We start from the raw sequence: 20398 nt of genomic DNA, 5'->3' as shown, positions 1-20398 counted from the left end.
GGATGAAAGTAGGGATCTATGGGCAGTTCTATCATGCTAATTCGGGAGTTTATATTGAAGAACTTCTCAACGCGCTGGGGGAGGAAAATGTAGAGGTAGCTATTGAGGAAGAATTCTTCCGGCTGATAGACCAGAACAAATCAATTGAAAAGGACTATCACCACTTTAGCACCTTTAGGAAACTTGATTCTTCTTTTGACCTTTTTCTAAGTGTAGGAGGAGATGGGACCATTTTAAAGGCAGTAAATTATATTTACGATCTCAACATTCCTATTCTCGGAATTAATACGGGAAGATTGGGTTTTCTTGCCACGGTGAACAAAGAAGAGATACGTAGTACCATTTCACAACTCGTCAAAAACCAGTATAGTATTTCGGAGCGCACGCTCTTGTGCCTTTCCACAGAACCCGAAGATGACGACTGCAAACGACATTTTGCACTCAACGAAATTGCCGTAAGCCGAAAGAACACCACCTCCATGATCACCATAGAGACATGGCTGGATGATGAATATCTCACGGCTTATTGGGCAGATGGTTTAATCGTCTCCACCCCTACCGGCTCAACGGGCTACTCGCTAAGCTGTGGCGGCCCTGTAATTACCCCTGCAACAAAGGCCCTGGCCATCACCCCTATCGCACCTCATAATCTTAATGCCAGACCGCTTATTATTACCGATAACACCAAAATAAGATTAAAAATTTCGGGAAGAGAAGAAGATTATCTTGTCTCTATGGACTCCCGAATCACATCTTACAAGAACAATACTACCGTAACCATCCAAAAAGCACCCTTCACCCTTAAGATGGTAGAATTTACAGGAGACACCTTTTTAAAGACACTTCGCAAGAAACTTCTATGGGGAGAAGATAAGCGCAACTAAACAATAAATCTCCGGGAAAATTGTTAATGCTAAGGGACAAACCCGCTCAAATTATTGTGGAGCAAACAATATTGTTATATTTGCAAACTTTTGAAAACCTATGAGGTATATAGTTGTGATGGTTCTAATGATCTTTTTCAGCAACCAGTCATATTCCCAGAATTTTGAAATAGGCCCTTATGTTGGAGGAGCCAATTATATCGGGGATGTGGGAAACACAACCTATATAAATCCCAAGTCTCTTGTTTTTGGAGGACTCTTAAAATGGAATCGCAGTGACAGGCATTCATTCAGGTTTTCTCTACTTTACGCAAATATTGAAGCCGATGATGCCCGGTCTGACGATACCCGAAGACAGCAGCGCGGCTATTCTTTTTCCAATAATATAGCCGAAGCATCCCTGGGACTGGAATTTACTTTTTGGGAATGGGATCTTCATGCCAACACTTACCAGTCTACTCCTTACCTTTATACCGGTATTAATTATTACTTTGCGCATCATTATATGCTAAGGAATAATGCATACACCAGGCCGAATCAATTGGAAGAAGCAGGGAATAACTGGGAGTTTTCTATTCCTTTGGTCATGGGCTATAAACAAACGCTGAACAATTTTATGGCGGCAGGTATAGAAATAGGCGCCCGGTACACTTTTACAGACAATCTTGACGGCAGTCAACCTTCCGAAGTGGATGGCGATTACCGCCTGAAGGATTTTGGAAACCGGAATACTACAGACTGGTACATGTTCACCGGTATCTACCTGACGTTCAATTTTGGTCACCGGTCCTGTTACAACGAATATTAAAATGAATTTCAAAGAAAAGATCAATCCCGAAAAATTACCGCAACACATTGCTATCATCATGGATGGGAATGGCCGCTGGGCGAAAAAGCAGGGGTTGGTAAGAGCCATGGGCCATGAAAGAGGCACAAAAGCGGTTCGCGAAGTAGTAGAGGGCGCCGCCGAGATAGGTGTCAAAAACCTCACTCTCTATGCTTTTTCTACGGAAAACTGGAACAGGCCAAAACTTGAGGTCGATACCCTGATGAAGCTCTTGGTTTCCTCTCTTAAAAAGGAGATCAGCACCCTTCAGGATAATAAGATCCGGCTGAATGCCATTGGGTGCCTTGACAATCTTCCTGCTAAGGCCCACCGCGAATTACAGGAGGTAATAAAAAAAACAGCTTCCAATGACCGAATGACCCTTACCCTTGCATTGAGCTATGGTTCAAGGGAAGAACTCACCACAGCAGTAAAAGAAATTTCCAAAAAAGTGAAAAACGGGGAGATTTCTGAAAAAGCTATTGATGAATCGGTTATAAATAAGCATCTTTACACGCAAAATTTGCCAGATGTAGATCTTTTGATCAGAACAAGTGGCGAACAGCGCATTAGCAATTTCCTGTTATGGCAAATTGCCTATGCCGAATTATATTTTTCAGAAATACTATGGCCAGATTTTCGGAAAGAGGATCTATATGAGGCCATTTATAATTATCAAAACAGAGAACGAAGATTTGGAAAAACAAGTGAGCAACTTAGTTAGTGCATTTATATCAAACAGAATTTTAGCACTCCTGGCATTTTGCCTTTTTTACAGTTTTACATCAACCGCTCAGGATCTGCCACTTGCTAACGGCAAAGAATACACCATAGGAGAAATAGATGTTACCGGAACTGTATCTTATAACGAACAAACGGTAATAGCCTATACGGGCCTTAAAAAAGGGGAAAAGATCTATATTCCCGGAGACAGGATCAGTAAGGTGCTTAAAAAGCTCTGGAATCTCGGACTTTTTAGCGATATCAATATTTATGTTACCAGTATTGAAGGCGATACAGCGAACCTCGAGCTGGAGATAAAGGAAGTTCCTACCCTGGCTGATGTAAGGATTCAGGGAATCAAGAAGAAAAAGCAGGAAGAGCTAAAAAAGGAGAATAAACTTACCAAAGGTGCCAAGGTCACCGAAAACCTGCTTACCACTACCAAGAACTATATTGAGAACACATACAAAAAAGAAGGGTTCCTGAACACCAAAGTAGTTCTAAATACAATTCCGGTTGAAGATACGGCTGCTGTGAACCAGGTGAACATGGTGGTGAATATTGATAAAGGTGAGCGTGTAAAGATCTCCGATATTGAATTTATAGGCAATGAATCACTTTCTGACGCACGCCTTAGAAAGTCCATGAAAAAGACAAAGCAGCAGAATTTCCTGCGCTTCTGGAAACGTTCAAAATTTATCCCGGAAGAATATCAGGCAGACAAACAAAAGCTGATCAAAGTTTACAAGGAACGCGGTTTCCGTGATGCCCGTATTGTCTCTGATACACTTATTAAACAAAACGAAGACAAGGTTGCTCTTCGCCTCAATATTGAGGAGGGAGACCGTTATTACTTCGGAAATATCGACTTTATAGGAAACAGTGTTTATACCGATGAACAGTTGCAGAGAGTTTTGGGTATTACAAAAGGGGATGTTTATAACGGTGTGCTTTTGGAAAAGCAGATCGCCGATAACACTAAACCTGATGCCAATGACCTAACCAACCTTTACCAGAACAACGGTTACCTGTTCTCTAACATTAACCCGGTTGAAGTAAAGGTCTATAACGACACCATTGACTTTGAGATCCGTATAAGGGAAGGAAAAGTGGCTTATTTCAATGAGATCAGGGTAGTTGGAAATGACAAGACGAAAGACCATGTGATCTACCGGGAATTGAGAACTAAACCGGGACATAAGTACAGCAAAGAAAATGTTGTAAGAACTGTAAGGGAACTTGGACAGTTAGGGTATTTTGATCCTGAAAACCTGAAACCTGAATTCAGAAATGTAGATCCAAACAGCGGAACTCTTGACCTGGAATATTCTGTAGTAGAGAGTGGCGCCAGCCAGATCGAACTTCAGGGTGGTTATGGAGGCGGTGGTTTCGTTGGAACCCTTGGACTTTCTTTCAACAACTTCTCACTCGCCGGACTTTTTGACAAGGAAGCTTACCGTCCTTTACCAATGGGAGATGGCCAGACACTATCTTTAAGAGCTCAGGCGAGTACTTATTATCAAACTTACAGCCTGTCATTTTCTGAACCATGGTGGGGTGGAGTGAAGCCTGTAAGGCTATCTACCTCCTTCCAGCATACAGAGCAATATGATTACAATATTCGTACAAGGAGAGCTAATAAAGACAGGAAATTCTCAATTACCGGAATTACTTTTGGTCTGGCAAAAAGACTGACTGTGCCTGACGATTTCTTTGTATTGTCTCATGCAGTGGCATTCCAGCACTATAATTTAACTAACTATAATACAGGTCTCTTTACTTTTGGAGACGGTTACTCTAATAACCTTTCCTATACCATAGGATTGACCAGGGACAATACATTCACGAACCCTATCTTCCCAATGGGAGGTTCAAAATTTGAGATCATTGCAAAACTGACTCCTCCTTATTCTCTTTTCAACGATGTTGACTATGCGAACCTGGGAGACCAGAAAGAGTTTCAGTTGCAAAATGCAAACGGAACATTGATCAACAGGCAAGGTCGCCCATTACAGGCAGGAGAAGACCCTGTACCGGATCAATCCAAGATCGACCAGGAAAAGTACAAGTGGTTGGAATTCTACAAGGTAAAATTCAGCGGTACATGGTATACTAACCTCTACGAGAAACTGGTGATGCGCTCACATGCTGAATACGGATTCCTTGGAGCCTATAACAACGACAGGGGAATTCCTCCTTTTGAAAGGTTCTACCTTGGAGGTGACGGAATGGGAACTTATAGCCTTGACGGAAGGGAATCTATTGCCATGAGAGGTTATCCTAACCAATCTTTGGTTCCGGTTGACAGAGGAACCATGAGTTCAGCGACAGCTAATGACGGTGCAACTATTTACAACAAATACTCACTGGAACTACGGTATCCAATCACATTAAAACAGACTGCCTCTATTTACGCGCTTACCTTTTTGGAAGCGGGAGCCTCTTATGATGGCTTCAGGGATTTCAACCCATTCCAGCTAAATAGATCTGCCGGTGCAGGATTGCGTATATTTATGCCTGCATTCGGATTATTGGGAATTGACTTTGGTTATGGTTTTGATCCTAATCCATCTTTAGGAGAGAACAAAGCCAATGGTTGGGAAACCCATTTCATAATCGGGCAGCAGTTTTAAAAATTGGCACGGTATTTTCTATAAACTGATAGACTATGAAAAAATCAATTCTTTTCAGCTTTGTAATTGCACTTATCGGCTTTGCCGCTACGGCACAGCAAACGGTAAGGATTGGTTATGTAGACATGGAATACATTCTTGAGAATGTTCCGGAATATCAGGAAGCTTCAGCACAACTTGAAAAAAAGGTGCAGCAGTGGAAATCTGAGATCGAAGCAGATCTTAAGAGAATAGAAACCATGAAACAGGAACTCGCCAATGAGAAGCCACTTTTGACCAGTGAGCTGATCGAAGAGCGCGAGGACGAGATAAAATTTGAAGAAGAAAAACTCAGGGATTATCAGCAAAAAAGGTTTGGACCTAATGGAGACCTGGTAATTCAGAAACTTCAGCTGGTAAAACCAATCCAGGACCAGGTGTTTGTAGCGGTTCAGGAAATAGCCAAGAACAGGAAATACGACCTGATCTTTGACAAGTCGGCTGATGTGATCACCCTTTACGCAGCAGACCGTTTAGATGTAAGTGACCAGGTGTTGCGCAGCATCACAAGAGCTTCCAATCGCGAAGAACTTGAAACTCGCCAGGAAAAGAGGGAGTTGCTTCGGGATGAAGCTAAAACAGTTGAAGAAGACGAAGTAGTTTCAGAAAGGGAACAACTTCAGGAGCAACGCAAGAAAGAACGCGAAGCCCTCTTAAAAGAACGCCAGCGGGTAAGAGATTCTCTTAGAACTGCCAAGAAAAACGAGTACGAAGAGAGAAAGGCAAAGATTTTGCAGGAGCGTCAAAGAAAAAAAGACTCTATTGAAAAAGCCCGGGAGGCGAAAAAAGACACGATAAACTAAATAAGAATCCTGATAATTAAACAAGAATTTTAAATCAACAATTAATACTTCAAAAATGAAACAAGTAAAGACCCTTTTAATAGTTGTAACCCTGATTCTAGGAGCAACTTCTTTTGCAAATGCCCAGTCTAAAGTGGCACATATCGCTACTCAGGACCTGATTGAGCAAATGCCTTCTTACAAGTCTGCCATGAATCAATTGGAAAAGCTTCAAAAGACCTATGATACTGAAATCAAAGACATGGTAACTGAAGCACAGAACACCATGAAGCGTTACGAAAGTGAAGCTACTACCAAGACTGACCAGGAGAATGAAAAGAGAGCAATGGAGCTTCAGCAGACTCAAAGAACTATTGGTGAGTACCGTCAAAATGCAATGCAGGAACTTCAAAAGAAGGAAATGGAGCTTTTAAAGCCAGTATTGGAAAAAGCCCGTACTACCATTCAAAAAGTAGCCCGTGCAAAAGGATTTGATTATGTATTGGATTCTACTACCGGAACAGGAGTGATCATGGCTGACGGATACGATCTTATGCCAGATGTAAAGAAGGAATTAGGTATCTAATACTTTCTCAAAAATAAATTACTTAAAACTGCGCATCCCTGATGCGCAGTTTTTATTTTTACAGTATGAGCAAGCACAGCCCTATTGGTATTTTTGATTCCGGCGTTGGAGGTACTTCCATTTGGAAAGAGATCCATAGTCTGTTACCGCTGGAGCATACCATCTATCTTGCCGACAGTACAAATGCTCCTTACGGGGAAAAACCAAAAGAGGAAATAGTAGCCCTGAGTGTTAAGAACACCGAAAAGTTACTGGATATGGGTGCAAAGATCATTGTAGTGGCCTGTAATACCGCCACAACCAATGCCATTAAACATTTGCGCTCCACATATAGGGTTCCTTTCATAGGAATTGAACCCGCGATAAAACCCGCCGCTCTTAACACCCGCACGAAATGTATTGGAATACTGGCCACCAAAGGAACACTCTCCAGCGCTCTTTTTGCTGAAACTTCCAGTCTTTATTCAAGGGATATTAAGGTAATCGAGGTTGTGGGCAAAGGCCTTGTTCAGGAAATAGAAAAGGGTGGCAAAGATTCTCCTAAAGTGGAAAAAATGCTACGGGAGCTACTGGATCCAATGATCAAAGGCGGCATTGACCACCTGGTACTGGGATGCAGCCACTATCCGTACCTCATCCCCACCTTAAAAAAGATGCTTCCGCCGGAGGTTTCCATAATAGATTCGGGAATGGCTGTAGCCAAACAAACCCGATTGGTTCTCCAAAGCATGGATCTGCTTGCGAATACAAAGGAAGCTGCGCCTGAATTCTATACCAATGGATCTCCCTCAGTTTTAAGGTCACTCTTATCCCCCATTGCCGATTCTTTTAAAATTGAAACCCTGGATTTTTAGATCCTTCCGCAGGAAAGAATGGGTCTAAATACCCGATCTAATAGCTTTTGATTTAGTACTTTTGCAAAAATTTTATTATGAAGGAATTCACCATAAATATACAGCCCACTACTAAACCAACAATTGTAAAATTCGAGGCGAATAAGTTCTTGACACAGCACGAAAGCTTTGAGTTCCACAACATAGAGGAAGCTGAACATTCCCCTCTTGCTCAACAGTTGTTTCACCTGCCGTTCGTCAAGACCGTTTACATCGCTCAGAACTTTGTCGCTCTTGAAAAATACAACATCGTACACTGGAAAGACATACAACACGAAGTAGCAGAGCAAATAGAAGACTTCCTGAACAAGGGAGGAACAGTTGTAACCCCTTCTAAAGAAGAAAACAAAAAGATCCCTGTGACGGTCTATGCCGAAAGCACGCCCAATCCTACAGTAATGAAGTTCGTGGCTAACAGGAAACTCGTACTGCAGACCGCGGAGTTCAAAAATATTGACGAGGCGAAACATGCTCCCCTGGCAAAAGCACTCTTCCATTTTCCGTTTGTAAAAGAAGTCTTTCTGGATGAGAACTATATCTCTATTACAAAATACGATATAGCCGAATGGAATGACATCACACTGGAACTACGGGAATTCGTCCGAGAGTATCTTGAACAGGGAAAAGAGGTAATGTCTGAAGATCACGTGGAGACAACTAACGCTAAGAATAATTCAGATTCAAACATTCAGGAGGTACAATTGGATGATGTTTCTAAAGAGATCGTTGCTATCTTGGATGAGTATATAAAACCGGCTGTAGCTAGTGATGGAGGAAATATTATGTTCGAGTCTTATGACGCAGATGAGAAGACGGTAAAGGTAATTTTACAGGGTGCCTGCAGCGGATGTCCTTCCTCTACCTTTACCCTGAAGAACGGAATAGAGAATATGCTGAAGGAAATGCTTCACGGAAAAGTTGAAAAAGTAGAGGCCATTAACGGATAATACTAAAGAATGAATATTAGAAGCGGGAGAAAAAGGCATTTTTGACTCCCGCTTTTTTTATACCCTCTTCTGAAGAGGTTTAACAAATCTTTGCCATAAAGCGGGTTTTGTTTTTTGTAAATTGATAATCAATCAATTAACTGAAACAATAATCTCAAAATTTTAGTATTATGGCAGTAATGAAAGTAATTGAAGTAATGGCGAATTCTGACCAGAGTTGGGAGGAAGCTGTGAAAAATGCTGTAAAGACCGCAGCAAAATCTGTAAAAAATATTCGTTCTGTGTATGTAAAGGATCAGACAGCCAATGTCAATGGTGATAACATCACGGACTACAGAGTTATTGTGAAGATAACATTTGAAGTAGGCGCCTGAGAAGGCACTGTTTATTAGTTGAAGAAAGCTCCTTTACAGGGGCTTTTTTGATACCCGTTCCTAAGGCGGAACCTCTGTATTTACGGGAGTTTTAACATAAAATAAACATAAAAAAAAGCCTAAAAATGCAACTTTGCAGCAAACATTTTACATGGAAGAAATAAACAACATTAAAGATCTTACAGAAAAATATGCGGAGAGGTTTTTAACATTCCTGCCCGACCTTATTGGGGCACTTCTCTGGCTGGTCTTAGGCTGGTGGGCTATCAAGTTGCTCGTGAAATACATGCGTAAAATATTTGAAAAACGCGGTCAGGATCCGGCACTTACAAAATTCATTGTCAACCTTGCAAACTGGGGTTTGATAATTCTGCTACTGGTGAGTGTAGTGGGTATGTTAGGAATAGAAACTACTTCCTTCATCGCTGTACTGGGTGCTGCCGGTTTAGCAATAGGCCTGGCCTTACAGGGTTCCCTTGCCAATTTTGCCGGCGGAGTGCTCATCATTGCACTTAAACCTTTTAAACTGGGAGACTGGATCGAAGTAAATGGTATCTCCGGAAGCGTTAAAGACATTTCCATGTTCTACACTAAACTGAATACATTCGGAAATCAACTGGCTGTCATTCCGAATGGAGAACTTGCTAATTCAAATATTGTCAACTATTCCGGAGAGAATATCCGGAGGGATGCCATTACTATTGGTATTTCATATGACAGCAATATAAAAGTAGCTAAGGAAGTCCTGATGGAATTATTGCGGGAACAGGAGGATATATTAGCCGATCCTGCTCCGGCCGTGGTAGTGACCGAGCTGGCCGACAGTTCGGTGAACCTCTCAGTTCGATTCTGGGCTCCTAACGAGGTTTTCTGGGAAAGACACTGGTATACCATAGAAGAAGCCAAGACGCGCCTTGAATCAGCCGGAATTTCAATTCCGTTCCCTCAACGCGATGTACATTTCTTCAACCATAGCTCATCAGAGAAAGCTATCGAAAAATAGCATTTTTGAAACCCATATGAATCAAAAGCTGAAGGAGTTCCCTTCAGCTTTTTTTTGATCAGTTATCAGATGTTGTGCTTGCTTTAATGTGCGGACTCTTTATTTTCTGCAATTATCTTATCTATTTCGGCTGCGGCTAATTTTAATTGAGTCGTATACCACTCCAATTGAACATAATGATGAAACAGGTCATCAAGGAATTCAGATAGCTGTGCTGGATCCATATCGCGAAAGGACCCCGTCCTTCTTTCGTGACTGTACTTTTTACTTATAAAAGACCACCTTTCGTCCAGAATTTGGCCGTTATCTATTAACCGGTCATACGTGGAATTGTATAACTTGATCAATTGTTGAGATAACTCTTTATTTCGGAAATTGGTGAGTTGATTACCTGATACAGCTGACTGATAGGAGCCCAGTATCGGATAAAATGTTCTGTTTGTGGAGAAATAAATTTTAAAGATAGAATCTAATGATCTTCTGTCATTCCGGTAAAGATCGAACAGGTCTTTGTTCAAAGTATTATAAGCCTCTATTTTGGGCTCTATTATTTCTATTGTAGAATGAATAAAAGCCCGATCCTGTTTTAGATCATTTTTTACGCTGGTAATAAATTCCTTTTCTTTTTCGTAATGAATCCTTCTTTCGTTCCAGTTATTGATTTGAAGAGCAATCAAAATTCCAATTACCACCAGCACAATTTCTCCAAGAGCATATTTAAGATACCTTATGGTTTTTTCTTCTGAAAGTAAACTGTGTCTCATTCTTCTAAAGAAGGTTATCATTAGAGCCGGGTTTCTCTAAAGATATGGCTTTATGAAATTATTTCAACAAAATAATGAAGTACAAGGGGTTGCGGCAATAAAACCAGTGAATTTCTGGGGCAGAAAGACGGATTTCCCGTTTACTTGTTGGATTTAATGGCAGTCAAAAATGACATTTTTTGAAGGTATCGGTAATTTGGGTTAAGATCTGCTGTGACCTGTTTGCAATCTAGTATTTTGACATATCAAGATTTTGAAAATCTTTAATCTCAGATAATTTAATTAAATCGTCTATTTGTATGTCATATGATATTGCCTCAAATATTTCTTCTTCAGATTCGGTATCTCTGGTCATATTTTCAGAAAGCGTTTTCTCTTTTTTTATGAAGTCTATTCTTGTCCGATAAAGTACTTTTGGCCCCTGGTTTTCACTGGATTCAAACCCAATTAGTTTAAAGTCGGATTCCAGGTATTTAAAAATATATTCCCAATATCCATATCGGCCGTGACCGTAATGAATTTTCATTTTATTATCCTCAATATTAATCCATAATTCCGGTGGCATATAAACCCCGCCATCTTCATTTTCTGATAAGAAGCAATCGTTATTTTCAACTACTTTTTCAAATTCACCTTCTCTGTTGAGGATTACTATAATTCCTCTTCTATTTCGATCAACCACATCTCCAAACCTGTTTTCAACTATTTCCTCTTCCTTTGTATTTTTAATTATTAATACATAATCCTTTCTGTTATCATTATTTAAGTCGCCACTATATTCCTTGAATAATACATACCCTTTTGGAACAAGATCGGCTGGTATATTCTTTTGAGCATTACACAGGTTAAAACTCAGAAACAGGGCGAAGGTCAGTATAATTGATTTTGTCATCTAATCTTTCATTGTGGAAATTGCTCCCAGCGGAATTGTTGGTCCCGGTTGTTTTTAAAGGTAGTCAAAAATGCCATTTTTGGAAGGTCTCCCGCAATTTGCTCGTTTAGCACTTTTTTGCTTTCGTTATTTCTATTTACTATTTGGATATTATTTACTTTATCCTTTTTCCCTTAATTCTTCTTCAAGTATTTCAATAGTTGATAAGATAAAGTCTTGAATATTCAATTCGTTAATAACGACATAATCGTGATTGTGTTTATGATGCCAGACTTGGTTCTCAAATTCCATTAAATCTTTTTGGGATAAATTGGATTTAAAAGGTGACTTAACTTTATATGTTTCCAAATAGTTTTTTTTATCATGCTCTAATTTTTTAGTAAGCTCTCCATTTGCCAGAGGAAATCGTTGTATTAAGAAAGGCATCAAATTCATTGTGTAATTATCTGAACGGAAAAGTAGGTCCTCTTGAGAATCTCCAATTAAAGTCAACCAATTACCAAGACGCTCACGTAGGTCTTTATTTTTAAGAATATTTAATTTTCCTGAATTAACTATTTCGCTGGAAATTCCTGTTCTTGCGTCAAATGAACTAATGCCACCAATATTTAGCAATAACTCGTCGACAAGATCGGGAACTTTAGTTATGGAATCTGCTCTTATGAGTTGAGTCAATTGTAAGCATGATTCGGTAACTTTCCTATTAATCTCTATGGATTCATTTAAAGTGCTTAAGTTATGTTGGAATTCACTTTTTAAGGATGTAAGAAGTGCAATTTCTTTTTCATCTTCAACTCGCTGTTGGTTCCAACTATTAATTTGGAGGGCTAGAAGAATCCCGATAACCACAAGAACTATTTCTCCAATAGCATAAATTAGATACTTACTGAATTTATTTTTAATCAGGTTTTCTTGTCTAATTTTTCTAAATAAATTTATCATTAGAGACTTGGTTGATTTCTCTAAATATATAATAATTAATCAATTAGGCTAACCCGAAAGATTAATGTTCATTAGAGTATCGCTTGTTGAAATAATGAAGAACAATGTGCCCGGTTAACGCAAGTGGCGGATTTGGGGAACGACTATTTGTCGGTTAAGTTGTCTATTTAAAAGTAGTCAAAAATGCCATTTTTGACACCTATAAAAATTAAAAAGCTGAAGGCAAACACCTTCAGCTTTTCAATTCAATATATTCTACTTATTTATCCCGCCTGAAAGTCCTTCAGGTAGTATGGCTCAAAATAAGCTACATCCTCAAAAAGACCCTTTTGGAACTTCTCTTCAGCAAGTGAAGCCATTTGAGCTGCTGAAGGTAATTTACCTTCCACAAAGACTGCATTCTCATGCTCACAGACAGCCTTAAACTTTTCAACCCCGTTTCCTATAAAGGAAACTTTTCCTTTATCGAGGTACTCTTTAAATGATTCTGCTGTGAGAATTTCAGCGCGGGTATCAAAGATCTGCTTCTCGGCAGAAAAACCTGCCGTGTAGACTTCCATCCTCCTGGCATCCAAAAGTGGGATAATATAACCTGCCTTCTCATCTTCTACCTGTCTCGCAAGCGAAGAGAGCGTGGGTACAGAAATAAGCGGAAGGTCCAGAGTAAAGCACAATCCCTTGGCCGCTGACACCCCAATGCGAAGACCCGTATAAGAGCCGGGGCCTTTGCTTACAGCCACAGCCGTAAGATCTTTTGGAGTGAGCCCGTTTTCCTTTAGGATCTCCTCAATAAAAAGATGCAACCGCTCGGCATGTGAATAATTACTGCTGTAATCCTCTTTTAAGGCCAGGACCTCTCCATTCTTCCCCAAAGCCACAGAACAATTGGTTGTGGCCGTCTCTATACACAATATCAAGCTCAAATCTATTCCTCTTCTTTAGCTTCCAGTTCTTCTTTGCTCTTCACCTCTACCTTATCTCCCGGTTTCAGAGATTTGGTAACGGTATTGTACGGGCCGGTGATCACTTCTTCGCCTACCTCGAGTCCCGAGGTGATCTCGATGTTAGCATCATCCTGTATTCCCGACTTTACAACCCGAAGTTTGGCTTCTTCCCCTTTTTTCACAAAAACGGTCTCAAACTTCTTATCTCCGGGTGTCACTGTTTCTTTCTTTATTTCTTTGGTACTGGTAGTATCACTTCTCACTACAATAGCACTAATGGGTACCGCGATCACATCATCTTTCCTGTTGGTAATGATCTCTACCGTGGCTGTCATTCCGGGGCGGAAAGGGGAATAATTCTCAGGTTTCCCTTTAAGGAGGTGTTTATAGGAATCCTCAAGGATCCGCACTTTTACTTTGAAATTGGTCACCTGGTCTGCTGTTAGTGCAGAGTTTGCAGAGTTAGAGATCTCAGTAACCACCCCTTTGAATTCCTGTTTCAAATAAGCATCAACCTCAACAATGGTAGAATCTCCAATAGATATCTTTACAATGTCATTTTCATTCACATCGACCACAACCTCCATATCGCGAAGATCTGCCACTCTAAGGATCTCGGTACCGGCCATTTGCTGCGTTCCCACAACTCTCTCTCCCAATTCTGCATCCAGCGAAGAGATGGTACCAGACATTGGCGCATAGATCCTGGTTCTTCCCAGGTTCTCCATAGCCTCATTCACACTGGCCTCGGCACTCTTTACATTGTAAAATGCTGATTGACGGGCGGCTTTAGCCACTTCATAAGCTGAAACGATCCTGTCCCATTCTGCTTTGGATATGATCCCTTTTTCGAACAGTCTTTTGTTACGTTCGTGATTTTGTTCAGCTTCCTTAAGGCTGGCTTCAGACTGAGCTAAACCGGCACGGATATTTTGCAGTCCGGCGCGGGAACGCTCCAAACTGGAAACGTAGATCTCCGGATTCACACGCGCCAAAAGATCCCCTTTTTTTACCTGTTGGCCTTCCACTATAGGCAATTCAATGATCTCTCCTGAAACTTCCGAAGAGAGCTTCACCTCTACCTCGGGTTGTATCTTTCCGGTAGCTGAAACCGTCTCTACTATATCTATCTTTTCAACCTGCGTTATTTCAACTTCCTTGAAGTTACCGGATTTCCCAAACCATTCGGCTTTTTTCCCGATGATAAGGACAACAATCAATATTACAACAACGGCAATTACTATGTAAAGCGTTTTTTTCTTCATTTTTTAAAATTTTAGTTCAGTAATTGGCACTCCAAAATAAAGTTCCAGCACCTTCAGTTTAAAGATGTAATCAAATTTGGTCCTCACTACTTCACTTTGGGCGTTCTCCAAATTAAATTTCGCCTGACTAAAATCAAGGGCATTTGTCATCCCCACATCATATCGTTCCGTTGCATAATCGTAGGCAAGTAATTGAGCTTCCAGGGCAAGTAAGGCAGCTTCATAGGCTTTAAGTGCGCCTTTGGCATCTGTATAGGCCTGGTAAACATTCGCTTCCAGGTCAAGTTTTGTCTGCTCCAGCTGATATTGAGAACGGCGAACATCTATTTCGCTTCTCTTTACTGCATTGCGGGTAGAAAAACCATTTAAAATAGGAATATTCAACTGCACTCCGTACGAGATACCGTCATTGAGTTCCAGCTGTTCGAAAAATGGCAGCGGATTTCCAATTTCAGTAGACATATTAGGGGCAACAACTGCTTGCTGTGTTTCTTCTACAAAACCTATCTGCCTGTACGGCTCGTCAGGATCAAGACCACCGGCGACTATTCTTCCCGCGCCAGATTCCCTTGTATTATAGTTAATGAAAGCACCTAAAGTAGGATAATAGGCTCCTTTTGCGATCTCCTGCTGTTTCTTGGCCATCTCCTCGTTCATCTCAGCAACCTTTACCTCGTAACGTTCTTCTTCGGCAGCATCGATAACTTCAGAAACAGGAATATCCATGATCTCACTTCCAAAGACATCATAATCCCTGTCAACAATATCAAAGGTCTCATAATCTTTTATCTGCAGGATCTGGGCAAGGGCCACTAATGAGATCTTGATCTGGTTTTCGGCCACGATCATTCGTTGTTCCTCATTGGCCGCAGTAGCTTTTATCTCCAGGAGGTCTCCCTTAGGTACAGAACCAGCATCGACCAGTTCCTGCACTCTTTCCAGCTGTTGAAGCGTGATCTCGTGCTGGGCAGCTATAACTTTATAATTCTCTTTATTGAAAAGCACCTGTAAATAGGAATTCGCCACAAAAAGCGAAATATCGTCTTTCATTTGTTCAAGAGAATACTCACTGGCCAGCCTGTTCATTTTTGCAAGTTGCAACTGCTTAAAATTTCGTAAACCGTCAAATAAAGTGAGGCTTCCGGTTACCCCTGCGGAAAAGTTACGGGTGGTTTGGGTTTGAAGGATCCCTGTAGTGACATTCTGAGTAAGACCGGTATTCCAGGAATTTGATGCGGAAGCATTTATATTAGGAAGAAAATTCCCGATCGCGTCTGAGATCTGCGTCTCGGCAAGTTCCACATCCAAAGCCGATTGTTGGACCGAAATATTCTGTTCCAGGGCATACTCGATACACTCCTGAAGGGTCCATTTATCATTCTGGGCGTTTGTAATTATTCCGAAGGAAAGGAAAAATACAGACAATAAAATTTTTCTCATAATTGGTAGTTGTAATAGATAAGTCTTATTTAAACGGCTGATGTTACAAGACCAGCCCTGAAATCTAGTTTGCAGTAAATCCTGCAGGTTTTAGCTGATTCCACACTTTGATCCTGTCATCTTTAGAAAGACCATTCTTCACCTCTACATATATCCCGTCACTAACTCCCAAGTCAATATTCCTGCGCTCAAACTGCTGATCTCCTGTTTCTACTTCAACATACGGCTCCTGGGTCTTTGGATCAAATTGCACAAGTGCTTCCTTGATGGCCAATACTTCATCCGCACGGGCCAGAATAATAGATGCGTTTGCACTTAATCCTGCTCTTATGAAGGTAGTATCTGCTTTGTTAAGGGTCCCCTTGATATTGAACTGAATGGCCCCGTTGTCCTCTACTCCTTTTGGAGCGATATAATCCAGCACGGCATCAAAAGTCTTGTTTTCGATCGCTCCAACAGTAACTTCCAACGGCAGGTCTTCCCTGATCTTGCCAACTTCACTTTCATCCACTTTTCCTTCGAAGATCATTTCATTGACATCTGCCAAAACAGCGATAGTGGTACCATCGTTGAAGTTGTTACTTTCGATCACCTGGTTCCCAACCTTCACGGGAACATCAAGCACCATACCTTCAACCGTAGAACGAATAAGGGTATTGGCTGCACTTCCCAATCCACTGGTGGTTCCGGTTCTTACGATCTCGTAGTTTTGTTGCGCAGATTTGTAATTCTGCTCTGCACGTTTATAAGCTACATCGGCATTCTGAAATTCATTGGCCGAAATAACTCCCTTCTCAAAAAGGGCTTTTTGGCGCTCATAATTTTTCTTCTCATTATCGAGGTTTATTTTAGCAGTGGCAACAGCATCCTTTGCACTTTGTAATGAAGATACATTTGGGATCACCCTTATCTTTGCAATAGGATCCCCTGCTTTTACCCGCTCCCCGGCCTCTATATAGATCTCATCGATAATTCCCGAAATGTTCGGCTTGATTAGAACCTCCTCTTTTGGAACTATGTTGCCGGTAGCTACTGTTTTCTTTACAATATCCTGGGTAGAGGCCTGTTCAGTCTCGTAAACAATAGGGTCCTCCTGATTCTTTGAATACAAGTAGTACAAAGCTCCTGCGAAAGCAACGGCAATGAAGACTAAAATTAAAATGGTGACAACTCTTTTCATTCTATCTGTTAATTTGACTTTGTTTTATTATTCGGTTCTTAAAGCATCTACTGGCTTAACTTTTATTGCGTTTTGTGCGGGTATCATTCCGGCCATCAATCCTGATATAACAAGTATGGCGAGAGCGGTCATGATCACCCCAAGATCGACACTCGGGTTAAGGAACATCATTTCTGAAGTATCCACTCCATCCAAAGCGAAATTGATCCCTGCGATCACTGCTGTAGCGAAAGCTATACCGGCCATTCCCGAAACTATGGTAAGGAAAACGGCTTCAGTAAGTATTTGACCTCTAATAGCCCACGGTGTTGCTCCCAAAGCCCTGCGGACTCCAATTTCATTAGTTCTTTCTTTTACTACGATCAACATAATATTACTAATCCCAATAATTCCTGAAAGTAATACCAGAACGCCAACAAAGTAGGCCACTCCTTTTAAAGCGACGAACAACCCGTTGATCTTGCTGAATTCTTCATAAAGGTCAAAATTCCCTATCGCCCGTTCATCTTCAGGATGAATAGAATGCCTGCTTTTAATTACATCAAAGATCTGGTTCTTCAATTCGGTGATCGAGGACCCGTCCTGAGCGGTTATAGCCATCCAGCCCACGTCTCTTCCGCGGTTGAAGGCTTGTGAAAATGCTGTAAAAGGAACATAGATCTCCTTTTGTGCTTCTTCCACGTTACCATTGTTATTTCCTTTTTTCTTGTATGTACCAACCACCATAAAGTTCACTCCGCTGATCTTGATATAAGATCCGAGTACTTCCTCCCCTTTCTCGTACAATCCGCTGATCACTCCTTCTCCTATGATCGCAACTTTCCTTTTATCCTGTATATCGGAATAATTGAGGAACCTTCCGGTAGTAATGTCCATTGGCTGCTGCTGGATGATCTCGGGATAATCTCCGTAGACGTTATAGGCCCCGGTGTTGAGTCCACGCACCACATTGTTGGTACCACGGAATCCTCCTAACTGGTTTCGGGGAGAAACAAATCGTAGATTCGGAACATTGTCTTTTATTGCAGTAACGTCATCGACTTTAAAGCTGTATCGCCTTCCCTTCGGAAGGCCTTTATAAGGCTTGGAGGTGACCTGCGTCCACATGAACATAGAGTTGGTCGCCATTCCACTGAAGCCTTGTTTCACTCCATTCTCGAGACCTTTACCTGCAGCAAGCAGGATGACCAGGATGAAAATACCCCAAAGCACCCCAAAGGCTGTGAGCAGCGTCCTGAACCAGTTGGCGCTTAAAGCTTCTAATATTTCGTCCCAATTATCTTTGCTGAACATCTTATTCGTCTCTTAATGCTACAATAGGCTTGATCCTCGCCGCACGCCAGGCTGGAAAAAATCCGGCCAGGGCACCCGCAACCACTAAAATGATCACTGTGGAGACTGCTACTTTGAAATTCACAGCTGGATTAGCGATGTACTGCGTTTCTATTAGCGGCCCCACAAATTCCAGGAGTGCCAGGCTGGTGATCAAACCTACAAATCCGGCAATAGCTGTCACAAAAATAGATTCATGCAGCACCATTCCCACTATCGATAAAGGTTCTGCTCCAAGTGCTTTTCTCACTCCTATCTCCCGGGTTCTTTCCTTGACAATAATGAGCATGATGTTACTTACGCCAACAATACCGGCGATAATGGTACAGATACCCACGCCCCAGAAAAAGAATTTGATCATGTCCATAAGGTCATAGAACCTTTTGGCATTTTCCAGTGAATTGTTGATGTTGATAGCTCTGGTGTCTTCAGGAGCTACGGTATGTCTTTCTTTAAGATTCTGCTCTAATTTGGCAGTAAAGTTATTGGACGCTGCCAGGGCTTTATCAAAGCTGCCTTCCTGCGGAAGGGTGAACGACATATTATTGACATTGTTCTGACCATTAAAGACCCTTTGAGCCGTGGTTATGGGAACATATACTCTGGATTCTTCCCTTTCCCCACCGGGATCGGTAAAAACACCAATGACTTTAAAATTGATGTTAGAGACCTGCAGGTATTTTCCAATTGGATCACCTCCTTTAAAAAGGTCATTTTTGACCTTGTTTCCAATGACCGCTACCTTTTCATAGTTTTCCAGATCCTTAAAATTCAAATAACGACCTTCTACCATGCTGCTATTCTCGAGGAACTGATAATCTGGCCACACCCCTTCTACACTGTAAGCCCCAGATTCTTTTCCGTAGTTTACCACGGCATTCCAGATGCGGTAAACAGAGGATCTGTATTCCAGTTCATCAATATGTCTCCGGGAAGTTTGGTTAAAATCCTCATTTTTGAGTTGGATCCTTCGCCCCGGGTTCAGGCCCTTGTATTCCACAGAAGTAGTACCTGTCCACACAAAGATCTGGTTGGCCGCGTCCTGTTGGAATTCTCTGGAGATCCCATTTCTCATGCCCTCCCCAATCCCCAGTAAGACCACCAGAATAAAGATCCCCGAGGCTACTGAAAGCCCTGTAAGAAACGTACGCAATTTATTCTTGCGAATGGTTTCAAAGATCTCTTCCCAACGTTCGAGGTTAAACATTTTGCAGTGCTTTTACTTGCTCTACTTTTCTATCGTCAATGATGATCCCATCCTTCAGGTTCACAATACGCTTGGTCATTTGGGCAATATCAGCCTCGTGCGTAACAATAAGAATGGTTCGTCCTTCTTCGTTTATCTTTTGAATAAGATCCATCACCTCATAAGAGGTCTTGGAATCAAGTGCTCCCGTAGGCTCATCGGCCAGGAGTACTTTTGGGTCACTGGCCAGTGCCCGTGCGATGGCAACCCTTTGTTTCTGCCCTCCCGAAAGTTCATTCGGATGGTGGGAAGCCCAGGGACCAAGTCCCACTTTTTCAAGATAAGCCATAGCCCTGTCCATTCGCTCCTTCCTTTTCATACCCTGATAATAAAGCGGAAGTGCCACATTATCCAGCGCAGATTTATAGGCAATGAGATTAAAGGATTGAAAAATGAAACCCAAAAATTTATTACGGTAGCGTGCAGCTATCTTTTCGTTCAGATTTTTAATGGGCACCCCGTCAAGAGTGTACGTACCTGCATCAGCCTCGTCCAGCATCCCCAGAATGTTCAGTAATGTGGATTTTCCCGAACCTGAGGATCCCATTATGGACACGAGTTCCCCTTCAGCCACATTGAAATTAATTCCTTTAAGGACATGTAAGGCCGAACTTCCTGTTTTATAAGATTTGTGCAAATCCTTGATCTCTATCATACGCTGTAAATCTTAATTTAGCTATCGATGCTCACCCATTAGACTTGC

General features: G+C 41.5%; 20 protein-coding genes. 10 read left to right on the top strand and 10 right to left on the bottom strand.

Annotated elements, in window-relative coordinates; all coding sequences use genetic code 11:
• Nucleotides 1–2 precede the first annotated feature (2 nt).
• The 10 genes from ACNORC_RS04385 to ACNORC_RS04340 all read left to right on the top strand — a co-directional run bounded on the left by ACNORC_RS04385 (nt 3) and on the right by ACNORC_RS04340 (nt 9690).
• Nucleotides 3–884 (top strand): NAD kinase, encoded by an 882-nt coding sequence (locus tag ACNORC_RS04385; RefSeq protein WP_418334377.1) that lies wholly within the window; start codon nt 3–5, stop codon nt 882–884.
• Nucleotides 885–984: 100 nt separating this feature from the next.
• Nucleotides 985–1692, top strand: coding sequence for a type IX secretion system protein PorG (gene porG, locus ACNORC_RS04380; RefSeq protein ID WP_418334376.1), 708 nt, complete (start codon nt 985–987; stop codon nt 1690–1692).
• A 1-nt stretch (nt 1693) separates the two neighbouring features.
• The gene (gene uppS, locus ACNORC_RS04375; RefSeq protein WP_418334375.1) at nt 1694–2434 is read left to right on the top strand and encodes an undecaprenyl pyrophosphate synthase; all 741 of its coding nucleotides are present in this window, start codon (nt 1694–1696) and stop codon (nt 2432–2434) included.
• Entirely contained in the window at nt 2367–5066 is a 2700-nt protein-coding gene (bamA, locus tag ACNORC_RS04370; RefSeq protein ID WP_418334374.1) for an outer membrane protein assembly factor BamA, read from the top strand. The genes uppS and bamA overlap by 68 nt, the downstream gene beginning before the upstream one ends.
• A 35-nt stretch (nt 5067–5101) precedes the next feature.
• Complete coding sequence (locus ACNORC_RS04365; RefSeq protein ID WP_418334373.1) at nt 5102–5908, top strand: OmpH/Skp family outer membrane protein; 807 nt, start codon at nt 5102–5104, stop codon at nt 5906–5908.
• Between the two features lie 55 nt (nt 5909–5963).
• Nucleotides 5964–6473 (top strand): OmpH/Skp family outer membrane protein, encoded by a 510-nt coding sequence (locus ACNORC_RS04360; RefSeq protein ID WP_418334372.1) that lies wholly within the window; start codon nt 5964–5966, stop codon nt 6471–6473.
• A gap of 65 nt (nt 6474–6538) precedes the next feature.
• A complete protein-coding gene (gene murI / locus ACNORC_RS04355; RefSeq protein ID WP_418334371.1) occupies nt 6539–7327 on the top strand; it encodes a glutamate racemase in 789 nt (262 codons plus the stop codon).
• 77 nt (nt 7328–7404) lie between these two features.
• Nucleotides 7405–8313 (top strand): NifU family protein, encoded by a 909-nt coding sequence (locus tag ACNORC_RS04350; RefSeq protein WP_418334370.1) that lies wholly within the window; start codon nt 7405–7407, stop codon nt 8311–8313.
• Between the two features lie 170 nt (nt 8314–8483).
• The gene (locus ACNORC_RS04345; RefSeq protein ID WP_418334369.1) at nt 8484–8687 is read left to right on the top strand and encodes a dodecin family protein; all 204 of its coding nucleotides are present in this window, start codon (nt 8484–8486) and stop codon (nt 8685–8687) included.
• Between the two features lie 151 nt (nt 8688–8838).
• On the top strand, nt 8839–9690 hold the full coding sequence (locus tag ACNORC_RS04340) for a mechanosensitive ion channel family protein (RefSeq protein ID WP_418334368.1): 852 nt from the start codon (nt 8839–8841) through the stop codon (nt 9688–9690).
• Nucleotides 9691–9773: 83 nt separating this feature from the next.
• On the opposite strand, the gene ACNORC_RS04335 is transcribed toward ACNORC_RS04340, so the two are convergent.
• The 10 genes from ACNORC_RS04335 to ACNORC_RS04290 form a co-directional block, all read right to left on the bottom strand.
• The gene (locus ACNORC_RS04335) at nt 9774–10454 is read right to left on the bottom strand and encodes a DUF6090 family protein (RefSeq protein ID WP_418334367.1); all 681 of its coding nucleotides are present in this window, start codon (nt 10452–10454) and stop codon (nt 9774–9776) included.
• Between the two features lie 229 nt (nt 10455–10683).
• Nucleotides 10684–11346 (bottom strand): hypothetical protein, encoded by a 663-nt coding sequence (locus ACNORC_RS04330; protein ID WP_418334366.1) that lies wholly within the window; start codon nt 11344–11346, stop codon nt 10684–10686.
• Nucleotides 11347–11505: 159 nt separating this feature from the next.
• Nucleotides 11506–12288, bottom strand: a complete 783-nt coding sequence (locus tag ACNORC_RS04325) for a DUF6090 family protein (protein WP_418334365.1) — start codon at nt 12286–12288, stop codon at nt 11506–11508.
• Nucleotides 12289–12551: 263 nt separating this feature from the next.
• Nucleotides 12552–13211 (bottom strand): tRNA (adenosine(37)-N6)-threonylcarbamoyltransferase complex dimerization subunit type 1 TsaB, encoded by a 660-nt coding sequence (gene tsaB / locus ACNORC_RS04320; protein ID WP_418334364.1) that lies wholly within the window; start codon nt 13209–13211, stop codon nt 12552–12554.
• A 2-nt stretch (nt 13212–13213) separates the two neighbouring features.
• Nucleotides 13214–14497, bottom strand: coding sequence for an efflux RND transporter periplasmic adaptor subunit (locus ACNORC_RS04315; RefSeq protein ID WP_418334363.1), 1284 nt, complete (start codon nt 14495–14497; stop codon nt 13214–13216).
• A gap of 3 nt (nt 14498–14500) precedes the next feature.
• Entirely contained in the window at nt 14501–15937 is a 1437-nt protein-coding gene (locus ACNORC_RS04310; protein ID WP_418334362.1) for a TolC family protein, read from the bottom strand.
• 64 nt (nt 15938–16001) lie between these two features.
• A complete protein-coding gene (locus ACNORC_RS04305) occupies nt 16002–17117 on the bottom strand; it encodes an efflux RND transporter periplasmic adaptor subunit (RefSeq protein WP_418334361.1) in 1116 nt (371 codons plus the stop codon).
• 27 nt (nt 17118–17144) lie between these two features.
• On the bottom strand, nt 17145–18410 hold the full coding sequence (locus ACNORC_RS04300) for an ABC transporter permease (protein WP_418334360.1): 1266 nt from the start codon (nt 18408–18410) through the stop codon (nt 17145–17147).
• Between the two features lies 1 nt (nt 18411).
• The gene (locus tag ACNORC_RS04295; RefSeq protein ID WP_418334359.1) at nt 18412–19656 is read right to left on the bottom strand and encodes an ABC transporter permease; all 1245 of its coding nucleotides are present in this window, start codon (nt 19654–19656) and stop codon (nt 18412–18414) included.
• Complete coding sequence (locus ACNORC_RS04290) at nt 19649–20350, bottom strand: ABC transporter ATP-binding protein (RefSeq protein WP_418334358.1); 702 nt, start codon at nt 20348–20350, stop codon at nt 19649–19651. Before ACNORC_RS04290 ends, ACNORC_RS04295 begins: the two co-directional genes overlap by 8 nt.
• Nucleotides 20351–20398: the final 48 nt, after the last annotated feature.

Origin of the sequence: Salinimicrobium soli (genome assembly GCF_048323655.1) — a bacterium.
Lineage (GTDB): Bacteria > Bacteroidota > Bacteroidia > Flavobacteriales > Flavobacteriaceae > Salinimicrobium > Salinimicrobium soli.
The sequence above is the reverse complement of the archived record's forward strand: the minus strand, read 5'-3'. Positions and strand labels throughout refer to the sequence as shown.